We start from the raw sequence: 19,919 nt of genomic DNA, 5'->3' as shown, positions 1-19,919 counted from the left end.
TCACTCACGTTGAGAGAAAGAGGGATTGATCATGATTAGACAGCTAACATTACAGACGTTGGCTACCCACACGACAAATGTGGCTGCCGGGGCCGGCGTGATCAACATGAGCCACGAAGTGCTTTACATCATCGTCGCAGTCGGCGGCACATACTTCCTGGGCAGCGGCATCGTGCGCGGTATGAGAGACCATTGGAAGCGCGGCACCGGTGCCGGATTGTCGGCAATCGCCGGCGGGGTGGCTCTTGCAGTTGTCGTAGCCCACATCGTCGGGCTGTATCAGCGCGGTAACCAGGAATTTGAGCACCTGCCCGGCAGCGTTGGCCACTCCAATACCCGCGGATGGTGACCACCGGCCCAGTTGCCCCACCACGGCCCGTCGACAAGGCCGAAGCGTGGTCGGGCATCCGCGACATCGACATCCAGATCGGGGAAGCCGCTCCCGGGCAGGAATGGCCCGGCGGGCCCTACCGCGGGGTGGAATGGGTGGCCATTGCCGCGATCGCGGGTCCCACGCTGCTATGGGTCGACAGCCAGCCCGCCGGAACCACGCTTCCGGTCCTCGCCGGCGGGGTGGTGCTCTGTGTGGTGACCGTTGGGCTGATGCGGCTACTTTTGCCCAAGGGACGTCCATCTCTTTCAGCACGTCTCGTTTTTGCCCGCAACACTATTCGGCCACCTCACCTGATCACCTCGCAGCCTCGTGCCGCTGAGAGGAAGCTGCGTGTTGACTCCAGTTTTGACCCTCCTGAACGTGTCGAGGACAATCTGGTCTTCACCGGCGGAGGCGTCTATGCCGAATTCTTGATCGATGGTTTGTCGGTCAATATGCGCTCGCTTGACGTCCACCGGCGAGCCGCCAGGCTGACGCGGAACTTGGGGCGCTACCTGCCCTCAGGCTCGCAAGTGCGCGGGTTGCTGGTCGCCGAGGACCAAAACGCCATCATGCGGGCAATGGTGGGTCCGCACACCAACAAGTCGACATGGATTGGGCAGTGCAAGCACTGGGTCCCAACTATCGCCCAAGCGAACAAGTGGATCACCAAGGGATATCGCGGTCCCGTGCGCCCACGGTTTTGGCTAACGGTGCCAGTCGATGCTGGCACCGCGGGACGCACACCGCTCGGACAGGGCAGGCGGGCTTGGGACTGGGTCAGCGGGCGTGACAAAGACTCAAGCACATCGATTCAGCACTACGCCAGTGTTGCCCGCCAGATCTGTGGTGCCCTACCTGATGAGTTTCACGTTCGCGCGGCTAGTCCAGCGCAAATCCATTGGTATCGGCGACATCGCGCCATGCTCGGCGTCATCCATGAGCCGATGCCAGCGGCCAGCACGGGGCCGTCCTCACTGAGCGCTCACGATTTCCCTACCATCGCTTTCGATGAAGGCGACAACGCCGGGCGGCCATGGTGGCGACCCAGTTTCAAAGCCTTGGTTCGCGTCTATGATCCCCACGAGCCCACCTGCAGATCGAGCTACCAGTCGTTTTTGACCGTCGAGCACTTCCCGGAGACAGGCCTGGCCTTTCCACGCGCTTCGTATCTGAATGCGCTGCTCAACGTGAACACCCAGGCCAGTATTGAGTGGACCCAACATATTTACATTCGCACACCCCAGGATGCGCAAGCCCGCAATTTCCGCTACACCAAAAACATCAAAGACCAGATGCGTCAGCGTGGTCACCGCGGAGCTGAAAACGACGAATTGCCAAGGAAGCTAGCGCGCACGCGGGCCTACACATCGCATCTGAACGGCAATCCCGCCGAACGCGAGCTTGACCACACGGTGATGATTGCGGTCGGTGCCGACTCACCGCGGGTCTTGGAGGATGCGGTCAAACAGGTCCGCCAGGAGCTTGACACAGTCGGCATCGCTGTCAAACGCCACCGTGGCGCCCAGGCGTTGCTGTGGAAGGCATTCAATACCGGAAGTGAAAACACCTGCCCGCTCGATGAATTTCGCAATCCCACCAGCGCACATAAGTGGTCGCTGTTCTTGCCGCTGATTTCGGGCCGCGTGGGCAACGTCAAGGGCAGTGCGCTGGCCATCGACCAGACCACGATGCGACCGGCGATCATCCTTCACGATCCCGAGGGAACTGCGCGCCGAAACAAGAACACCGGGCTGGCCGTCGTCGGCGATCCCGGCGGCGGGAAGTCCAACCGCACCAAACTCTCGGCGTATGAACTGATCCTGCGTGGCGGACGCGTTGTGGTGTTCGAGCCAGACACAATCGCTGAATGGAAGCAGGCCCTCACACCCATCGAGGGTGTACGGTTCATCGACCCGACAACGCCGCAGTACTTGTATGACCCGCTGGTGATCTTCCCAGCGCACCTGGCAGGGCGCATCGCGGCCTCGCACATCCTGCCCTGGATTGGGCTGTCTTATGACAGCCTGCTTGCCAAGCGTTACCGACGTTTGGTGCGACCGGAAACCCGGGCCAGGCAAGGGATTACGAGCCACCGCACACTGCTGGACTATCTGCGTTCACAGCCGGACGCCGACAACGACGAGTTGCTGCTGCGCTTAGAAACAGCCCAGGAGGATTTTCCCGGGCTTTTCGATGACCACTTGCCGCCCTACCGGCCAGAAGACTCCCCGGCCACGGTCTACCTGACCGGCAACCTGGGCTTGCCCAGCACCGAGGATCTCACCAACGCCGATCTCTACGCGAAACTGTCGGGGACCCAGCGCGCCGGAATGGCTATCTATGGCCTGCTCATTGAGCTAGAGCAGCGATACATGTTCGACCGCCTCGACGTATTCGACGTCATGATCTTCGAGGAGTGCGCCGAACTGCTTGCCTTTCCCACCACGGCACGCATTGCGCACAAATTCACTCGGCGGGGCCGTAAGCACGCGAGTGGAATCTGGTTCATCACACAGGATTTCAGGGACCTTGCCCGCATGGGGGATGAGTTTGTCACACAAAAATGGATCTTTCGTGTTCAAGACCCTGAACTGGCCTACGCGACACTGAAGTGGGCGCGCATCGACCCAGAAATGTATCCAGAGCTTGTCAGCGCACTAAGCGAGGACACCAGTCCTGGCTCCACCGCTGATGAAGACGTGTTCTCTGATCGCGGGGAATGGGGCGGCTACGCCACCGAGGCCGGGGCGGTCGATCGTGCCCGACTCGGCGAGGGATTCTTAGTCGACGAACTTGGACGTCCCGCACGCGTTCAATTTTTCGGCGCGCCAACCGAAGAGCAGGCACGCGCATTCGATAGCACCGCATCGGTGATCGCATGACTGCCAGCGATTCCCTCGCAGTCTGGCTAGTTGAGCACCCACGGTTGCGCCGCGTGATCGGCGCGATGACAGGTGTCTACGTGCTGTGTCTGTGGGCGGTGGTGGCCGCACCTAAAGCCTCGGCGGCGGTGGGTGCCGCTGCTCTGGGGTGGACGGGACTGCATGACTTGGACAACGTGCCGATCGCTGACTACTTCCTCTCGATGGTCGATACCACCGAAGCCACCTTCAACAACGGCCAACACGTCAGCGCGTTCGATCCCGAATCGTGGGGGTCGTGGATCGTCAAAGCCACCCAAACCGCGATCGCGCATACCACCGCAGCCTGGTGGCTGACCAATGAAGCTGCTCTTGTCGTATTCGCTATCGGGATTGCGCTGTGGCTTCTGCGATTTGCAATGTCGAGCTCGTGGCTCTTGGCCCTCGTTCAAATCGGGCGCCCCGTTTTCGCTACAGTGAACATGCTCGTCAACCAGATGTGGCTGGGGCCATTGGCGGTCGCGGTTTGTGTGGTGTTGGCGGGGTATCACCAACAGCGAGGGCGGCCGGCCCAGGCCCGCAATCTGCTAGGCACCGCCGCGGTGCTAGCTGCATTGGTGTGGACGGTCTTTCGTGACCCCATTGACGATCTAGTCAGCGATCACGGCCTGCTGGGCATGGGTCGAGCGACAGGCTTTCAGATCGCCCAGGACGCCCGCCAGAGTTCGTACGCTCCGGGCCAGTCATTGGATACCCAGCTCGACGCCCTGCTGGCGCAGCTGGTGTCTTCGACGGCGCGACCAGCTCTACAGTTACAGAACTTCGGCATGGTCGTTGATGATGTGGGCACCTGCCGCCAGGCCTGGTCCCAGGCCATCTTGGCCGCGCATAGCCAAGGTCCTGGACCGGCGCACGCGATGGCCGGATGCGGTGCTCCCCAAGCCTTGGCGCACGCTCAACAATTGGGGGCCAACGACTTTGTGCTGGGGCTGGTGTTCTTGTTCGCCGCGTTTTGGATCGGCCTGTTCATCTGGTACGTCGGGGTGAGCACGTTGCTGGTCGGTGCCAAAGCCACCTACTACTGCATCGTGGTGGTTCCCGCGGCGATGGTCGGCATGAGCGGTTGGCAGCGCGGCAAGAAATACGCGGTGCGCTGCGTCTCGCAGGTGTTGTTGCATGGCGTCGAGATGATGATCTTCACTGTCTTTTTGGCGTTGAGTGCGGTCGGGATGGGGTGGGCGCTCACCACGCCGCAACTGGGGCATGGCGCCACCGCGGTCCCGCGCCTGTTGTTGGTGAGCCTGGGTTCGGTCGTAGGCATCTTCTTGTTCCATTACATCGACAAGCATTTCTACACAGACAGTTTGGGCACGATCGCCCACCACATCACTGGGGCGTGGTGCTCCACAAGCGGCGCTGTGCGCGATGAGTACAACGATTACGCCGAGGCGGGACGCAAAGCGCGCGGGCTGTTTCGACGGGTCGCGCGACGCGGCGATAGCGATGGCGCCGGCGACGATGACGGTTCTAACGGCGACGCCGACACCTCAACGCCGGGGTTCGATGCGGTCAAACCTCGGCCCAGCCGGATGCGCGGTGAGGAGGAGACCACGGCGACCCGGACGACCGGGGCCACCACCACCCGGATGGCAGCAGAAAAGGCCGGGGCGAGCGAGGCCGCGGCGACCGCAGGTGGACATGCCGCGGCTGCGGCAGCAGAGGGGGCCGGCGCCACAGCGGCAGAAGGCGCCGCCGCGGCCGCCGCGCCAGAGGTGGTGATTCCCGCCGTCATCACCGAAAAGACCGTCCAGCACATCCGCGGACACCACCACCGCAACGGCTCAGACCCCGGGTCCCAACAAGGCGTCCCGGACAGCGACACCAGCCCGCACCTGGCGGCGTCCAATGCCCTCAGCAACGGCCAGCCAGGGGAACCAGATCAAGGCGAGGTGGCGCCGATGGCCGGCTCAGATGGGCTGCCATCGCTACCGAGCCATCCGCGCCGCCCGGCCCAGGGCGTGGGTCGCCACCAGGCGCCCCCGTCGGCAACCCCTGATGAGGACCCCGGCCTGCCGCTAGATACATCATCTGAGCAGCAGCGATCGTTCGAGCTGTCTGAGTCGCCCGTAGAATTTCCGTCACCACCTCGACCACGAGCAAGGGACTATCACCAGTGAGTGCCCGTGACTATTTCGACATCGGGATTAGCCGCCTGGGCTTCGGTGGGCCCGTGGCCGATCACGCGGGAGCGCGCGAAGCCTTCACGCAGGCCACCGACATGGATCCCGGCATGTGCGACGCGTGGATGGGGTTGGCGGTTGCTGGCGACGTCAGCCTTAACACCATGCGCGGCGCATATGATGCGCTATCGACTTTGCATCGCGAAACGCGTCGGATTGGCCTGGCAGATTCTGCGCTAGCGCCAACCGTGTCTACGCCATTCCTCATTGACCTTTACCCGCACACTCCGACCGGGATCACCATCGCCTACGCGGCGACACTTGTTAGCCAAGGCGACTACGACCAGGCCGAAAAGATCCTCGACGGGGTTGACCTCACCGTCGAGCCCGCGCAAGCGCAGATACACCGGTTCATCGGGGCCACAATGTTTTTCCTGACGCGCCGCTGGCCAGACTTGTTGACGTGGACCTCGCAGGCCTCGTCGAGCAGCGGTGGAATCGTGGAGGCCGCCACACGGCTGCTCAAAGGAATCGCCCAAACCGGGCTGGGACAGTTCGAGGCGGCGCTGGCCACATTGACATCCGTCGTGACGCAGGCCGACCAGGCCAAGCTCGACCAGAGCGGCATCGATACCTCGCACCTGCTGGCCGAGGCGGCCGTATATCGCGGCTTGTGCCACCGCGCGTTGGGGGACGAGGCCGCCGCCCGCAAAGAGTTCAGCGCAGCCAGCGTAGACGGTCAACTGCGCCCGGACGCCGCCGCCGCGCTCGATGACCCCGGCTACGGCGTCACCGTCACGACCCCAGACGTGATTGCCGCCCGGTCCAATCGGTGGGACCCGGACTCTGGACCGAGCGTGGCCGACCTGCGCAGAGCCCGGCAACGCAAGGAAGCCGTACGTGTGCTGGAGCGCGCCGAACGCGAACTCGACGAATTCATTGGGCTCCGCCGCGTCAAAGAGCATGTCAAGGAACTCAAGTTCGTCAAGGTCTACGACCAGAAGATGGCCGAGCGCGGCGTCCAGATCGGTGAGCGCGACACCTTGCACATGACTCTGGTCGGCCCGCCGGGGACCGCGAAAACCTCGATAGCACGGCTGATTTGCGAGATGTATTTCGGCCTGGGCATCCTCGAATCGCCAGAATTCATCGAAGTCTCCCGCAAGGATCTTGTCGACGAGCACATCGGTGGCACCGAGAAGAAAACATCAGCGATCTTGCAAGCTGCCAAAGGCTGTGCACTGTTCATCGACGAGGCACCCGAACTCTACAAACCGGATAATGAGCGCGATTTCGGCCACATCGCCGTTGACGTCATCATGAAGTGGGCAGAAGACCATCGCCACGACACAATGATCGCCATGGCTGGCTACGCCAGCCCAATGAACCGGCTTTTGAGCGCTAACCCGGGACTGCGGTCACGGTTCCCGTTCCAGCTCGAATTCACCTCCTGCGACACCGACGACCTGGTACGGATCGCTGAGCTGTTCGCAGCGCGGTTCCATGTGGCCATCGAACCCTCCGCTCTTTCGCGCTTCAGCAGCAACGCTGAGTGGCTATGCAACACGCCAAGTACACGCCCCGGTGAACCACACATGCTCATCGATGTCGCCGCCAACGGCCGGTTCGCCCGAACCGTCATTGAACAAGCCCTGCGCAAAGCCAAAGCCCGCATCGCAGCGGACCCGACGGTGGACTTGCTCACCGCCGACCTGAGCAGCATTAGCACAATCACGCTGGCAGACATGGACGCTGCCCTCACCGACGTCCTGGCGGCCTTTGAGCTCGTCACGCCCTAAGCCCATCGTGGGCGCTGAAATGCGGATCGTTGTAGGCCACACTGATGCTGGGGATGCTGTCCAGGTGGACGTGGGTCAGCATGGCCTCGTGGTGGTCGCCGGCCGTGAGCTCGTCGGTGCGACGTTCATCGACTACCTCGCACTTGGCTGCATCCGCTATCACACCTGGCGATCTAGATGTCTGGGTAGTCCGGTCGGGCCTGCCCGAGCCGGGCGCGGCAGCCGCAGCCTTCGAAGAACTGCAGCAACAACTGCCCACCTCGGACCTTCAGATCGTCTACGACGATATGAGTCGCGACCGTGACCGCTTCGACGCTCTCACAATGCTTTCCGCGCTGCCGAGAGTCGCGACTGCGATGGGACCTGTGGTCGACGAGCCCGACATCACGGACTACCGCCTTGGCACGCCAGAACCATCGGAGGTCTGTAAGGCTGTCCCCGACGATTAGAGAGGTGGACGGGATCCTGAGTGCGACTCTGGATGTCAGCTGCTTGGCGGGGTTGTTCGCCCGAGCTCTTCTTCAAGGGCAGACAGCTGTTGTCGGGCGGTGTTGATGAACGTTCGAGCGCAATCGCTGCAGTAGTGGGCAGTGTCACGGTCGACCTTGACGATAAGTATCGGGTCGCCCTTATTGAGCACGTGGTTTTTGTCTGACCGACACGGGTGCCGTCGTCCTGCCGTGCCAATCGACAGCGTTCGCAGCAGTGAGCGGGGCTTACCCATGTCGCAGTTCCTCCTCGACCGCAGCAACGATCTGAGGCAACCGCGCGATGAGGTAGTCGCAGTCGTCCGCGGTGTAATCCTTCCTATTGGTGGCACCGCTGGGAACCATTGTCTTGATCCGCCTGTCGATGGCCGATTTCACGGTGACGAAGTTCTCCCGGGTGCGGTCCAGCTCGCGGCCAACGCGATTGAGGCTGTGTTTGGCCAGAAACTTGCCAGCCTCGTTCTTCACCAAATCGTCGAGCAGGGTCTTTTTGGATCGACGTGTCTGTTGTTTGGTGGGCTGGACGCGTTGTAGCTGATCGAATTTGACTCCGGTGTCGATACCCTTTTCCTTGAGCACGGTCAGGGCCTGCGCAACATCTGGGTCGGCGCTGAGGGCGATCAGGGTCAGGTTTTCGAGTTGGATGTCGGCCTGGCCAGTGATCACCGGCAGCGGAGCGTTCTGGCCACCTCCAGGTGGGGGTTCGCGAGTGGGCAGGGGTTCAACAACGGTCTCGTCGATGAGCTGCGCGAAGAACTCTTGGTCTGCTTCGGCGAACTCCTGGAAGTCGTTCCAGACCCCGGTGATGTTGCCGCCGACGTGAAAAACGACGACGCCATCGTTGACGGCATCGAAGGGGTCAACATCTGGAATCACCCGCATGATGCGCCCCACGAACTGCATGAAAGGGCTGAGGTTGTTGAAGATGCTGAAGACAGCGGCGACGCTGAGATACGGGTGGTCGTATCCTTCACCGAGTTTGCGCACCTGTACGATCACGTCGAGTTCGTGGTTCTCCAACCGCTGGTAAACTCGCTCGTTCGCTTTGCTCTTGCCTTCGATCAGGCTGTGAACGAAGTCGGCGCGGAGCCCCAGTTCGCGGAACTTGGCGACGACCTGTTTGCAGTGCTCCATGTTCAACGCCGCCGCAATGATCTTAAGCCTGGCCTCGCCGGTCTTTTCCCGCAGCTCGAACAATTTCTGGCGGGAGGCCTCGGCGATGGTGGTGAGGGTGGCGTCTGAGCTCACGACGCTGCGCCGGAAGCCTGCGTCGCGCTCGCCGAGGCGGCGGACCTCTTCCAAGGACACCTCGACTTCGGTGTTGTCGTCAGGGCGCCGGACGTAGTGCAGCGTGGTCGGGTTGAGGCGGTAGCCGTTGATGCGCTTGACGTATCCCTTCTCCACCGCGCGAGAGATGGGGTAGCTGTAGATGATTTCACCGGCCATGATTCGCCCGTCGGCACGACCGGGGGTGGCGCTCACGTTCACGATGCGTGCGTCCGGGAAGTGCCGCCGCAGAGTGTCCCAGCTCTCGGCCACGTTGTGATGGCCTTCGTCGAACATGATCAGATCGAAGAAGTCGGCAGGAAGCTTTGCAAGCCAGGTGTTTTCGGCTCGCTGGAGCTGATGAATATTCGTCACCACGATGTCAGCCACTTCGAGATCGGTGACGTTGGTCGACGTGCCTCGGATTTCTGCGGGCTCTGGGAACGGCGCGGAGTCCAACACTTTGCGCTTAAGGTAGAAGAACTTCGGGTCGCTAGGTGTCAGATCCTTCAGCAGCTGGTCGGCGATCTTGAGGTTCGGTGCGACCAGCAGTGCGCGGTGAGACTGTGCGGCGAACGGCGTGAGAGCCAGGAGGCCTGACTTCCCGCAGCCCACCGGCAGCACGACGGAGACTTCGCGGCCCTCGGGAGCGTCGAAGTCGTGCCCGGTGAGCGTTTCGTATGCCTCGATCTGCGGCTCGCGCAAGGACGCATTGCCCGTCACGGTGGGTCGCAGGGTGACGTACTGGTCGATTTTCATAAAGCTACCCCTTTTGTGGAAAACGTTGTCGGCAAGGCGATCTGGTTCAGGATGCGGAACTCTTCGGAGGCCGCAGCTTCTCGACGCCGCTACGGATCGCGGGGGGCAGCGTGCGGATCGCGAAATCGCTGATCGACCACTCGACGTCATCGGCGTCGGCCGCCCGCAACGCTTCCACTGCTGCCGAGGCCATCTCGTCAGACTTGACCTCCTGCAGGATCTTGACCAGGACGTCACGCACGTGCCACCGGTTGTGGCGGGGCCCCAGCGACGCGAGCGCGCCCACGCTCATCCGCATCACGCTGGAGTCCTTCGTCTCGGCCACGACAATGCGGGTGAAGTCAGCCAGCACGTCGCAGTACTCGAACGAGAAGTTCCCATGCCTCAGAAAGTCGGTGAACCGCTGGTAGACGCGCTGGAACGCGCCCCGCTGTTCGCTCCAGAGGAATTTGACGGACCCTCGAGTGCACCAGGGCAGCACTCGGGTCAGCACGTGCATGTCGTCGTGGCTGGACTCATCCAACGCGGCTGCCCACTCGATCATCTCGATCAAGTCCGCGTCGGCGACCGACGGACTGCGCATGCGGTCCTGCAGGCGCTCCGCTGCCTCTTCCTTCGACTCGTTGGCCACGTATTCCTCGTGTGCATCAACAGCACGCTCGAGTGCATTCATGAAGTGCTCGATCGACTGGTAACGGCGATCAGGCGAGTTGGCGATCGCGGTCTCGATGACAGGTCGCAGCGGGCCGGGCTCCACCTCGTTGTTCACTGGGAAGTCCTGAGTCACGAGCTCCTGCAGGATCTTGCCCAGACCGTAGATGTCGGAACGGTGGTCGGCGCTTCGGGCCCGTTGCCACTGCTCCGGTGCTGTGTAGACCCACGTGCCCAACCCTTGTCGCAGCGTTGAGGTCAGCGGGTCGGTGTGCCGCTCGGCCTCAACGGCAAGCCCGAAATCCGATACCGCCCAATCGCCGTTGCTCAGCCGCAAAACGTTGGCCGGCTTGAGATCTCGGTGATAGATGCCCCGATCATGGACGTAACCGAGCCCCGTGCAGATCTGACGCATGATGTCGACGATCAATCGCGCTTGGCCGCCCACCGTGTCGACGTAGTCGGTCAGGCTGCCCTGCGCCAACGGCATCGCATACCAGATGTTGTCGTCGTCGGTCTCGCCGTGGGCAAGCACCGAAATAACGTTGGGGTGGTGCAGGTCTTCGAGGAGCCGAAGCTCACGCCGAAACCTCTTGATGGCTTCGGGGTCAACCGCGACGGTGTCCTTCAGCACTTTGACGGCGACCAGTTCGCTGGTCTTGCGGTCGGTGGCACGGAAGACGTCGGCGAAGCCGCCACCACCGATCCGAGCGTGTTCCAGCAGGAATCGCCCACCCAGCGTGCGGGTCTTCTCGTCCGACTTCGGCCTGCCGGCCTTGGTCTGACGGAGGCCTGAGCTGTTCCATCCAGCGACAACATCGAGGTCCCAGATAGGGCCCTGCGCAATCTCCCCCACCGCGTCGGGGAAGTCGTTTCGCTGCCGCAGTGTCGCGATGCGCTGAGTGCTCACGCCGAGCTCCTCGGCCACCTCCGATATTCCGCCAAGACGCACGGTTGCCTCCAGAAATAGTTGTTCTCAAATCAAGTATAACACCGAATTGGTTGTGGTTGGCTCAACTATTTATCGCGTCGTCGCCGAGCGGCGACAAAACCGGTTGCCCACGTCCGCGCGTCGTAGCACGGTGGGGACGACGACGAGTCGGTAATTTGGCTGCGAGAGACCCCGAACGGAACGGATCCCTGTTCTAAGCAGATCACTCAGTCATCGGTGATGCCGATTTCTGGAGATTGTTGCTTGGCGTGGGGGCCGCGTTCGCGAAGCCAGGTGGCCTCAAGGTGTCGCTGGTAGGCGGCGTGGATGGTGGCGTGGAGCTGGGCGGCGCGTGCGAGGCTGTCGCGCAGTCGCTCGTCGAGTATGGCTGGGTGCAGGCGCCCTGCCTGGGTGAGCGCGGGGTCGAGGTCGGGCGGGGTCCCGCGGTTGATGACAGCCGACGTTGGGGGCGCGCCGATGGTTGTCGTCCAGGGTAATTCGGTGGCGACGAGTCGCAGGAGCCGCTGGGCAGGCTTGGGTGGCCACGTTTGGCCGGTCGTGTCGAGCAGGACAAGGCCGGACTGGTTGGCCGCGGCGTGTTCGGCGAGGTCGGCGATTATTGCAGGGTCGGCGCTGGCGGCGTCGTCGATGATGATGAGACTGCCGGGGGGTAACGGCGACTGCGACTTTTTGTTGGTGATGGTGGCGTGGGTTTCGGTGATGGTGGCAGCGGTGTCGGCGAGCTCGTTGGTCACGGCGTCCTCGGCTTGTTCGCGAGTAGGGCTGCACCACAGGATCTTTCGTTCGGAGGCTGCAGCCGCGCTGTGCAGGGTGTGCAGGGCGGCGCGGCGCTCGGGCGAGGGTTGGGCGTGCACGACCGTGACGGCGAAGGGCAGCCTTGCGGTGCTGGTGATGGCGGCGGCTATGGCGGGGGAGAGGTCGGCGGCGGCACTGTTGGCAAGGCTGAGGGGGCGGTGCGGTTGGAAGCGGCTGGCGGCTTCGAGCACGCGTAGCTCGATGGCCAGTTGGCCGAGTTGGGCGGTGATGTGCTCGGCCGAACGGGTTTCGGCGGCCGCGAACGCGGCGGCGGCAGCCAGTTCTGCGCGGTCAAGGTCACGGCGCAGCTGGCTGGAGCGCCGGCGGGCGGCCAGCACGGCGCGATCGTCTTCGGATCGTGCTTCGGCGATGACGTTGTCGACGTCGTCACCGCTGATGACGCGGTCCGCGCCGCCGGCGGCCTTTGCACGCGCCGCGAGTGCTTCGCGAAGCGCAGCCTGATAGCGCTCGGCGGGCGCAGTGTCGGGGAGTGCCATGAGTCGCAGTTGGACATCGAGTTTGGCCGAGGCGATGTCAAGTGGGTCGACGTCAGGTTGAGCCTGCAGCTCGTCGAGCTGGTTGCGCGCCCAGTCGACATGGCTTAGCGCTGTCTCGTATTCGGCTTCGGCGTCGGCCCATTCGGCGGTCACGTCGTGAACGGCGATCAAGTAGGGGCGGTCGGCGTCGGCGCGCTGGCGCAGTTCGCGGATGCGCGGGGTGGCTTGGCGCATTGCCGGTCCGTCACCAATTGCGGCGCGGGCATGCAGGGCCTGATGGTCGGCCAGCGCCTGCTGGTATTGGGTCCGCAAGCTGGTGAGGTCAAGCAGAGCGGCCGGCAGTGGCGGGGGTGCCACGCGGTGGCGGGGGAGGTCGTCGAAGTCCAGGCCGGCGAGTTCGTCGGCGGTCTCAAGCGGGGTGTTGGTCGGGTCGGGCTCAACGAGTTCGGGGTGCCACGGTTGCGTAGACAGGTCGGTGGCAGGCATGTCAATCCTGGTTGCGTGGGGGTCGGGGGGAAGTTGTTCTTCTTCCTCGGGGTGCAGTGGGGGTTGTTCGGGTAGCGGGTGGTCGGCGTGGTCGTGGTGGCCGCCGATCAGGTCGACGGTGTAGGTGATGGTGCGGGCGTATTGGTAGGCGGGGATGGTGTGGTCGGGGTCGACGTCGGCCAGGTGCTCGGCGGCGACGTGAAGAAGGTCGGCGGGGGTCCAGCGGGTGGGGTCGGCGGCATTGACAGCTGAGACGAGGCCGGGCCAGGCGGGATCGGCGACGATGGATTGCGCGGTTGCTGACCCAAAGACGTTGTGCAAGTCAGCGATCCAGGCAGGGCGCAGGCCGGTGTGGGGGGCATCGACGGTGGCCGCGGGCGTGAGTTCGGCGGCAAGACGCCACCACAGCGCGGCGGCGGGCAGCTCGTCGGGGAGCGGACGTTGGATGGCGGCCGCGCGAACGAGGCCGGGCAGGTCGGGCCGGCTGGTGGCGGCTTGGGCGAGGTGGGCGGCCAGTTGGGGCCAGTACCCGTCGGCGCGGATGCGCGGATCGATGGAGTCGATCAGCTGCTCAAAGCGGCGAGCATGCGGGCTTTGGGTGCGCACCACCGCTTGAGCCCGGTTTTCGAGGAGTTTTTGGATGGTGCGGGCGCGCACGGCGTATTGGGGTGGGCCGAGCAGGGTGGTGTCTTCGGCAACCACGTTGTGGGCGGCGCGGAAGACCGCGATTTCGGCGGCGAGTTGGGGGTTGGCGGCCAGCACGGGTTTGGCCCAGGCCGGCGCGGTCGCCGGTGTCCATTGGTGGGTGACGGTTTCACGGATCTGGTCTGCCAGCTCGGCAACCAGCACGGCGCGACCGGTCAGGCAGTTCTCCCATGCGGGGTCGTTGGCCAGCAAAGTGGGAGTGGCGGGCAGCCAGCGCAGCGGCCCGATACCGGCAGAGTGTCCGCCGGTGGGGTCGATGCGCCAGTCGAGCACCGCGGCGGGATCGTGGGCACTGAAAAGCTCGCCTACGCTGGCGGCCTCGGTCAGTGTGGCGAACGGGTCGCGCCCGTCGGCGCCGATGATCGCCAAGTGTTTGCAGAGCACTGGCCATGCTTCGGCGCGGGTCAACCCTGGATAGAGCTGATCGGCGGTGATGTGCAGTTGGGCCAGCAGGGCCGGGGAAGCCAGGGCCTGGGCGGCGTCGCCCAAGGCGTTGTAGTACATCGCCGCGGCCGGGCCCAACCGCACGAAGGGGTCGCGGGCTTCGCGTGCGGCACTGGTGGCCGAGACTTGTGCGCCGTCGCGTGACAGCGTTTTGGTCAGGACATCGACGGCCGTTTCGGGGTGAGTTGCTTTGGGCGACAACACCCGGTGCGGGTCGGATTCCGCGGTGGATAGATAGATGTGGTTTTCGATGCGGCCGCGAGTTAATGCCACGTAGAGCAGTTGGCGAGTGAGACTCCCGGCACCGACGATGTGGCAGGCGTGTCCGGCGGTGAGTCCTTGTGCGGAGTCAATGGTTGCCGCATAGCCGAGGGTGACGTGCTTTATGACGTAGTGGGCGGGGAGGCGCACTGTTTGGCCGCTGCCGAGGTGGCGGGCTTTGATGCTGCCGTTTCGGTGGATTTCCAGGATTTGGAAGCGGTAGCCGTTGCGCACGTAATCGGTGGGGCTCAAGCGCAGCCGGCGGGCATTGCGGCGGGTGCGAATAAGGTCGCCGGGAGAGGCGGCAAGCCGATCAGAAAGGGTGATTTCGTGGCCGCGCCGTGTTGCCGGGTCAGCCGCGGCGAGGCGATCGAGTCGGGCTCGGGCGTTGAGGGTATCGACGATGGCGTTGGTGGGTGCTAACAGGAGGGAATCGCGGCCCGCGTCGAGGTCGGCGGCCCACGCGGTGTAGGCCATGTCGGCGGCGGTCTGATCGGCACCGACGTGCACACGCTGGTGGTCGATGTAAAACCCGAGTCCAGAGGGGTCTCCTCTGCGGATCGCCAGGGTCGCTGCGCTTTCGGCGGTGGAGCCAAAGCGAACCAACTGAGACAGCGTCAGTGAATCGGTCTTGTGGGCGATGTTGCGCAGCACGCCACCGGCTGAGATCGACGCGAGTTGGCAGTCATCACCGACCAGCCGGATGCTGGCGCCACGGGCTAAGGCGTGGGTGATCACCGCATCAAGTTCGAGCGTTCCGGCTTTGCCGGCCTCGTCGATGATGATGAGCGTGTCGCGTCCGACGTTGGTGAACCATGGCGGTGGGGCAGAGCGACTCGACCCGCTGGCCGGGTCGGCCGACCAGACGTATTTGGCGATGGTGTCGGTCGGGGCCGACAGATCCTCGCCCAGTTCGATGGCTGCCGCCGCGGTGGGGGCTAAGCCGACGATGGTCGCGCCCGAGGAGCGCCACGCATGCGACAGCGCGGCCATCGCCGTGGTCTTCCCGGTACCGGCCGGGGCCAGCGCCAACGCCACTCGGCGCCCGCTGCTTGCCATTTCCCGGACCAGTGCGACCTGGCCCTCGTTGAGTTGCTTATCGCGTGCGGCCGAGTCTGCCAGCGCCAGCTCGATATCGATGTCCTCGACCGTGCGCCCGCCGCGTCGGAGGGCGGCAGCAACGATGCGTCGCTCAGCGGCCAGCAGCTCCTGAGAGGTGTAGGTAGCGCTGCCGTGGCGGCTATGCACGCTGGTTCCATCGCGGCGACGCAGCTGCGCAGGTTCTCCCATTTCACCGTCGTCGATATCGATGTGCTGAACCGACAGCGGCTCGGCCAAAGCAGTCTCGGTGATCTTGTCGGCCAGCGTCTCGTCGGCGGCGTGCCCGCTGCCACGAACGAGGCGCTGCGCCTCGGCGAACACGTGGTGGCGTTGCCAGGTCGCGCGGGACCGGGCAACCGTGGCGATGACTTGGGCAGCGCGCGCGGTGATCCAGTCGTCATCGACAGCATCGATTTGGGGCGCCGGCGCGGACAAGACGGTGCCCAGCATCGCGGTCAGCTCCCGCACAGCGCCGAGCACCTCGATCGCTTGGCCGCGCCACATGTGGCGCTGCTCGGCGAATGATCGGGGTTCGTGTTTGGCTTCGCGGGTCTCTAGGGTCGCTTGTTGAGCCAACGCGATGGTTTCCACGTGGGTCGGCTCGCGGCCGTGGGCGGCTTGAAACTGCTTGGCCAGATCGGCGGTGCGGGCTTCGATGGCCAGCCGCCGCGACGACCACGCGGCCATCAGCTCGACTGAGATTCCCACGATTTCACGCACCGGCCTCTTGCCGCGGCCCTCGCCGACCACATCAGCGAACCGCAGCTGCAGTCGCTGTCCAAGGTGGGCTTCCAGGCGCGTGTTGTACAGCTCGGAGGCGGCCACGGTGAACTGGTGCACAGGCTGCCCGTCAAGCGCCAGCCAACGCAACACACCGTCAGGGCCCACCGTGGCGACCTTGTTGGAGATCGCGACATGGGTGTGCAGATCAGGATCGCCAGCGCGTGAATCGCGGTGGGTGAACGCCGCCCCGAGCAGCCCGGTGGTGTCGACCTGGGCGACACCACCCTTACCTGAACGGGTAAATGCGGCGTGAGTTTCTAGCCACGCCAGCGCATCACCGACCGCTACGTCGTGACATTCCTCTACCACTGTTGCGACGGCGCGCGGTGCGATCGCCCACAGCGTCGACACTGACTTCACGGGCGAAAACGTCAAGTCGTAGCCGGCGACCGCGGTCGTGCGCGCGCGAGTTTCCCGCGCGATAAACCCACTGAGTTCGCGATCGTCGGCGGGCGCGCGCTTGTACTGCTCAGCGAACATTCGGCGCGCGACAACGGTGCGGATCGCGGCGCGCGTGGGCGCGGCGATGGGCGCGTTCCAGTGCAGGCCGGCTTCTTCGTTGTGATCGCGGTAGGCCACTGCCAGGGCGCGCACAAAGGTGGTTTCGCTGTCGCGGATATGGAACTTGCGGCCCAGTTTGGCGGCTTCGGCGGCCGCGAGGCCGCGCACGCCGCATTCGGCGACATACTTGGTGATCGCATCGGCGTTGGGGTGCAAGCCTTCCCCGAACAGGGCCTTCATTTGGGCCTCGGTGACCGGCGAATCAACCGGTACGGCCCAAACTTTCGCGAGGTCTTCGGGGGGCACCGGACGTGCCCTTGTCGAGGACAGCGATGCCAGACCCGATCCCACCCATCGGCCCGGAGATTCGCCTTTGGTCGAGTAGTAGTCGATCAGCGGGGCCCGGCCGCGCGCGGTGGTGTCGACAGCAGCGACTTGCCGGATCAGGTACTGGTAACCGTCTCCGGCGGTGAGCTTGTGGCTAGTCATCGTCACTGCAGTGCAATCCCTTTCGAGGCGCACGTTAGAGACGACACCGCAGATCTGTCCTACACAGATCAGGCGGTTCTTAGGAAACTGTGACCTTAATGCAAGAGGTGTGTGGTGTCTGGGGTGGTTCAGAACGGTTGATGCCGGTGGTCATTGGTGTGTGGTGCATGAGGGTGGGATCGGCTTATGTTGTGGGACTGGGGGATCGGGAAACATTGGTGGTGGACAAATGTGGACGCACTGATGTTGGTCAGTGTGGTAGAGCGGGACAGCCGGTTCGTCGTATGGTGCGGCGATGGGAACGATCAACTCGAAATCAGCGGCGCGTAGGCGGGTTCGCGAGGCGCAGCTTAGAGCGAACGAGGCACGCGTGGAGTGCGAGCGGCAAAACGTCGATGACGCGGCGTCGTTACTCGTTGAGCTGGGTCGCCTGGCGGCCGTGGAGGAGTGGGAGGCAACTCGCATCCTCGAGATTCGGGCAGAGGCAGAGCGGCGTCGGCACACGCACCGCCAGGCCGGCGGCATCGCGGTGGCTCGAATGCAGGGTCGCGGCGAATCACTCGCGGCGATAGCGGAATTGGCTGGGGTCAAAGTCGGTAGCGTTCGGATGATGTTAAAGGCGGCGAGCGCGCACACTGGCGCGGCGGTGCAAGCACTAGGTGAGGGCAACGGCGCGGCGGCCCCTGGCGCGGCGCCGTTGGCACTAGGTGCGAACGGCGTTACTGCGCATGACGATGGCGCGGCGGCGCAAGCACTAGGTGCGAATGGCGCTGCGGCGCATGACGAAGGTGTCGGTGGCCGGGTTTAGCGTGGGCGCGTGCGTGTTCATCTGGGGATGCCGCTGTGGGTCGATCCTGTTGTGCACGCCGACGAATGCCGGCGCTTTGACTCCGACGTGGTGCAAGGACCCGGCGCTGACGACTGCGATTTTTTCACGGGGGCTATCGGTAAAGACGGATATGGCCGGTTCTTCATTTACCGTGGGGGTAAAGGGATTTGCGTGCGGCCGCACCGGTACGCGCTGGCGCGTCGACTCAGTGTGCTCCTTCAGCCAGACGAGTTGGGCCTGCACGAGTGCGATAGCCCGCTGTGCGTGAAAGTCTGTGCGGCCGAGGCGACATTCCAGCATGTGGTAATCGGCACTCAGAGTGAAAATATGCGACGAATGGCCCGGATGCGGCGCGGAGGAGGCCGCAGGTCGATTCCCAGTGATGGGTTATGGGCTCGGCGGGAGCGCTCGGTCGCGTTGCACACGGTGTTGCGGGAACGCGGCTGGGATCGGGCCGCAGTGGAGGCGGCGCGCCTCGGTGATATGCCGATGTTGTGGTGAGGGTGTAAGCACTGTTGGTGATTTAGCCGGCGAGTACTGCCGGTCGTGCTGCGCTGCTGTGGGAACGGGGTGGATGCGATCCAGCCGATAGACGGCGGTATGCATCGCCCAGTAGACGGCGACGATGTTGGCCCCGGGTATCACGCTGGCTAAGACGGGCCCGCACGTCGGCCGGATTGCTTCACCGTATGCGGCTGCGGCGCACTGCTCGGGGCTGGGAAGAACCCTGGCCGGGGCGCTGTGGGCGGTGTGAGGCGACGCTTGGCGCCAACAGGGTGCTTGTCGGACTAGTTCAGTGCACTTGCGGGTCGATGCACCGTACTCACTTCTGCCGCAGGACGAGCGGAATTGCATCTGCTGCAACATAATTGCTCGGTTGAGAGCGAGTATAGCGCCCAGTAAAGCGCGTCCCGCGGACATCGGATCACACCTCAGAAAGGGTGCTGTCTCGACACTTACGTCTGGCGCATCATTGTCGCATCTAGTACAACAGGATGGTGGGCGTCGAGTTGCCGGGGTCAGCAGCGCTGTCGCTGGTGTCGAAAGTGCTTCCGTTGGATCCAGAAGCCACGGTCTTCACCGCGATGCTGTCTGGCTGGGCTGATCAGCAGCGAGCCCGGGTGTGCAAGCCACCGACGGTGCAGGCGCGGGCGAGCGTGGTGCGCCGTTTCGCCGAGTTCACCGGGACGTATCCCTGGCAGTGGCAAGCAGATGACGCGGATGCGTTTTTCTCCCAACTGCTTTCCGGTGCGGAGCCAAAAGCTGACTCGACGGTACGGGGATACCAAAACGCATTGCGGTTGTTCGGCGACTTCGTTACTGACACGCGATATGGATGGGCGTCTTTGTGCGCTGAGCGGTTCGGGCAGGCCCCGGCACAGATCCTGCATGACTGGAACACCGTGCGTCACGTCAACGAGTTTGAGGGGCGGCCGGGACGGCGCCCGCTGAGCTATGACGAGGTTCAAGAGCTCTTCGATGCCGCCGATGGCTTGGTAGATCAGGCGCGACTTCGCCACCGCAAGGGAGCGTTGTCAGCGTTGCGGGACTCGACGCTGCTGAAGACCGTCTACGCGTATGGGCTGCTCTCCGGGGCTCAACCAGATGCAGCGGCGTGATTCTCTGAGTTTGTGCAGTTCAGAAGCTGATGTTGGGATGCTATCTGCTGCAACAGGTGTGGTGCAAGTCGACTCGC

The 19,919-nt window shown here is 63.9% G+C and carries 10 protein-coding genes; 6 read left to right on the top strand and 4 right to left on the bottom strand.

The genetic code is table 11. The features are described from left to right. The first annotated feature begins 58 nt into the window (after window positions 1–58). The 4 genes from AWC08_RS31540 to AWC08_RS31525 are packed head-to-tail and all read left to right on the top strand — an operon-like array spanning window position 59 to window position 7,216. Window positions 59–349 (top strand): hypothetical protein, encoded by a 291-nt coding sequence (locus AWC08_RS31540; RefSeq protein WP_225325409.1) that lies wholly within the window; start codon window positions 59–61, stop codon window positions 347–349. Further along, window positions 343–3,258, top strand: a complete 2,916-nt coding sequence (locus tag AWC08_RS31535; protein ID WP_225325408.1) for an ATP-binding protein — start codon at window positions 343–345, stop codon at window positions 3,256–3,258. Before AWC08_RS31540 ends, AWC08_RS31535 begins: the two co-directional genes overlap by 7 nt. Then, on the top strand, window positions 3,255–5,414 hold the full coding sequence (locus AWC08_RS31530; RefSeq protein WP_007172171.1) for a hypothetical protein: 2,160 nt from the start codon (window positions 3,255–3,257) through the stop codon (window positions 5,412–5,414). Before AWC08_RS31535 ends, AWC08_RS31530 begins: the two co-directional genes overlap by 4 nt. A 53-nt stretch (window positions 5,415–5,467) precedes the next feature. Continuing rightward, on the top strand, window positions 5,468–7,216 hold the full coding sequence (locus AWC08_RS31525; RefSeq protein ID WP_232007957.1) for an AAA family ATPase: 1,749 nt from the start codon (window positions 5,468–5,470) through the stop codon (window positions 7,214–7,216). Here the strand turns inward: AWC08_RS31525 and AWC08_RS36905 are convergent. The 4 genes from AWC08_RS36905 to mobF all read right to left on the bottom strand — a co-directional run bounded on the left by AWC08_RS36905 (window position 7,206) and on the right by mobF (window position 17,394). Then, entirely contained in the window at window positions 7,206–7,379 is a 174-nt protein-coding gene (locus AWC08_RS36905) for a hypothetical protein (protein ID WP_154074410.1), read from the bottom strand. The two genes, AWC08_RS31525 and AWC08_RS36905, sit on opposite strands and share 11 nt — an antisense overlap. A 553-nt stretch (window positions 7,380–7,932) precedes the next feature. Continuing rightward, window positions 7,933–9,693 carry a DEAD/DEAH box helicase gene (locus tag AWC08_RS31515; protein WP_218621758.1) on the bottom strand — a complete coding sequence of 587 codons (1,761 nt, stop codon included), beginning with the start codon at window positions 9,691–9,693 and terminating at the stop codon, window positions 7,933–7,935. A gap of 82 nt (window positions 9,694–9,775) precedes the next feature. Further along, complete coding sequence (locus AWC08_RS31510) at window positions 9,776–11,290, bottom strand: serine/threonine-protein kinase (RefSeq protein ID WP_197083339.1); 1,515 nt, start codon at window positions 11,288–11,290, stop codon at window positions 9,776–9,778. Window positions 11,291–11,538: 248 nt separating this feature from the next. Continuing rightward, on the bottom strand, window positions 11,539–17,394 hold the full coding sequence (mobF, locus tag AWC08_RS31505; RefSeq protein WP_046182041.1) for a MobF family relaxase: 5,856 nt from the start codon (window positions 17,392–17,394) through the stop codon (window positions 11,539–11,541). 835 nt (window positions 17,395–18,229) lie between these two features. Between mobF and AWC08_RS31495 the strand changes: the two genes are divergently transcribed. Then, on the top strand, window positions 18,230–18,724 hold the full coding sequence (locus AWC08_RS31495) for a hypothetical protein (protein WP_007172180.1): 495 nt from the start codon (window positions 18,230–18,232) through the stop codon (window positions 18,722–18,724). A 494-nt stretch (window positions 18,725–19,218) separates the two neighbouring features. Beyond that, entirely contained in the window at window positions 19,219–19,842 is a 624-nt protein-coding gene (locus tag AWC08_RS31490) for a hypothetical protein (protein WP_007172181.1), read from the top strand. Window positions 19,843–19,919: the final 77 nt, after the last annotated feature.

The organism is Mycobacterium gordonae, assembly GCF_002101675.1.
Lineage (GTDB): Bacteria > Actinomycetota > Actinomycetes > Mycobacteriales > Mycobacteriaceae > Mycobacterium > Mycobacterium gordonae.
Note: the sequence above shows the minus strand (reverse complement) of the source record. Positions and strands in the feature narration are given on the sequence as shown.

Bases quoted from the DNA above. Each gene is read 5' to 3' on its own strand.
- AWC08_RS31490 (WP_007172181.1), top strand. From the start codon at position 19,219: ATGGTGGGCGTCGAGTTGCCGGGGTCAGCAGCGCTGTCGCTGGTGTCG.
- AWC08_RS31535 (WP_225325408.1), top strand. From the start codon at position 343: ATGGTGACCACCGGCCCAGTTGCCCCACCACGGCCCGTCGACAAGGCC.
- mobF (WP_046182041.1), bottom strand. From the start codon at position 17,394: ATGACTAGCCACAAGCTCACCGCCGGAGACGGTTACCAGTACCTGATC.
- AWC08_RS31530 (WP_007172171.1), top strand. From the start codon at position 3,255: ATGACTGCCAGCGATTCCCTCGCAGTCTGGCTAGTTGAGCACCCACGG.
- AWC08_RS31495 (WP_007172180.1), top strand. From the start codon at position 18,230: ATGCCGCTGTGGGTCGATCCTGTTGTGCACGCCGACGAATGCCGGCGC.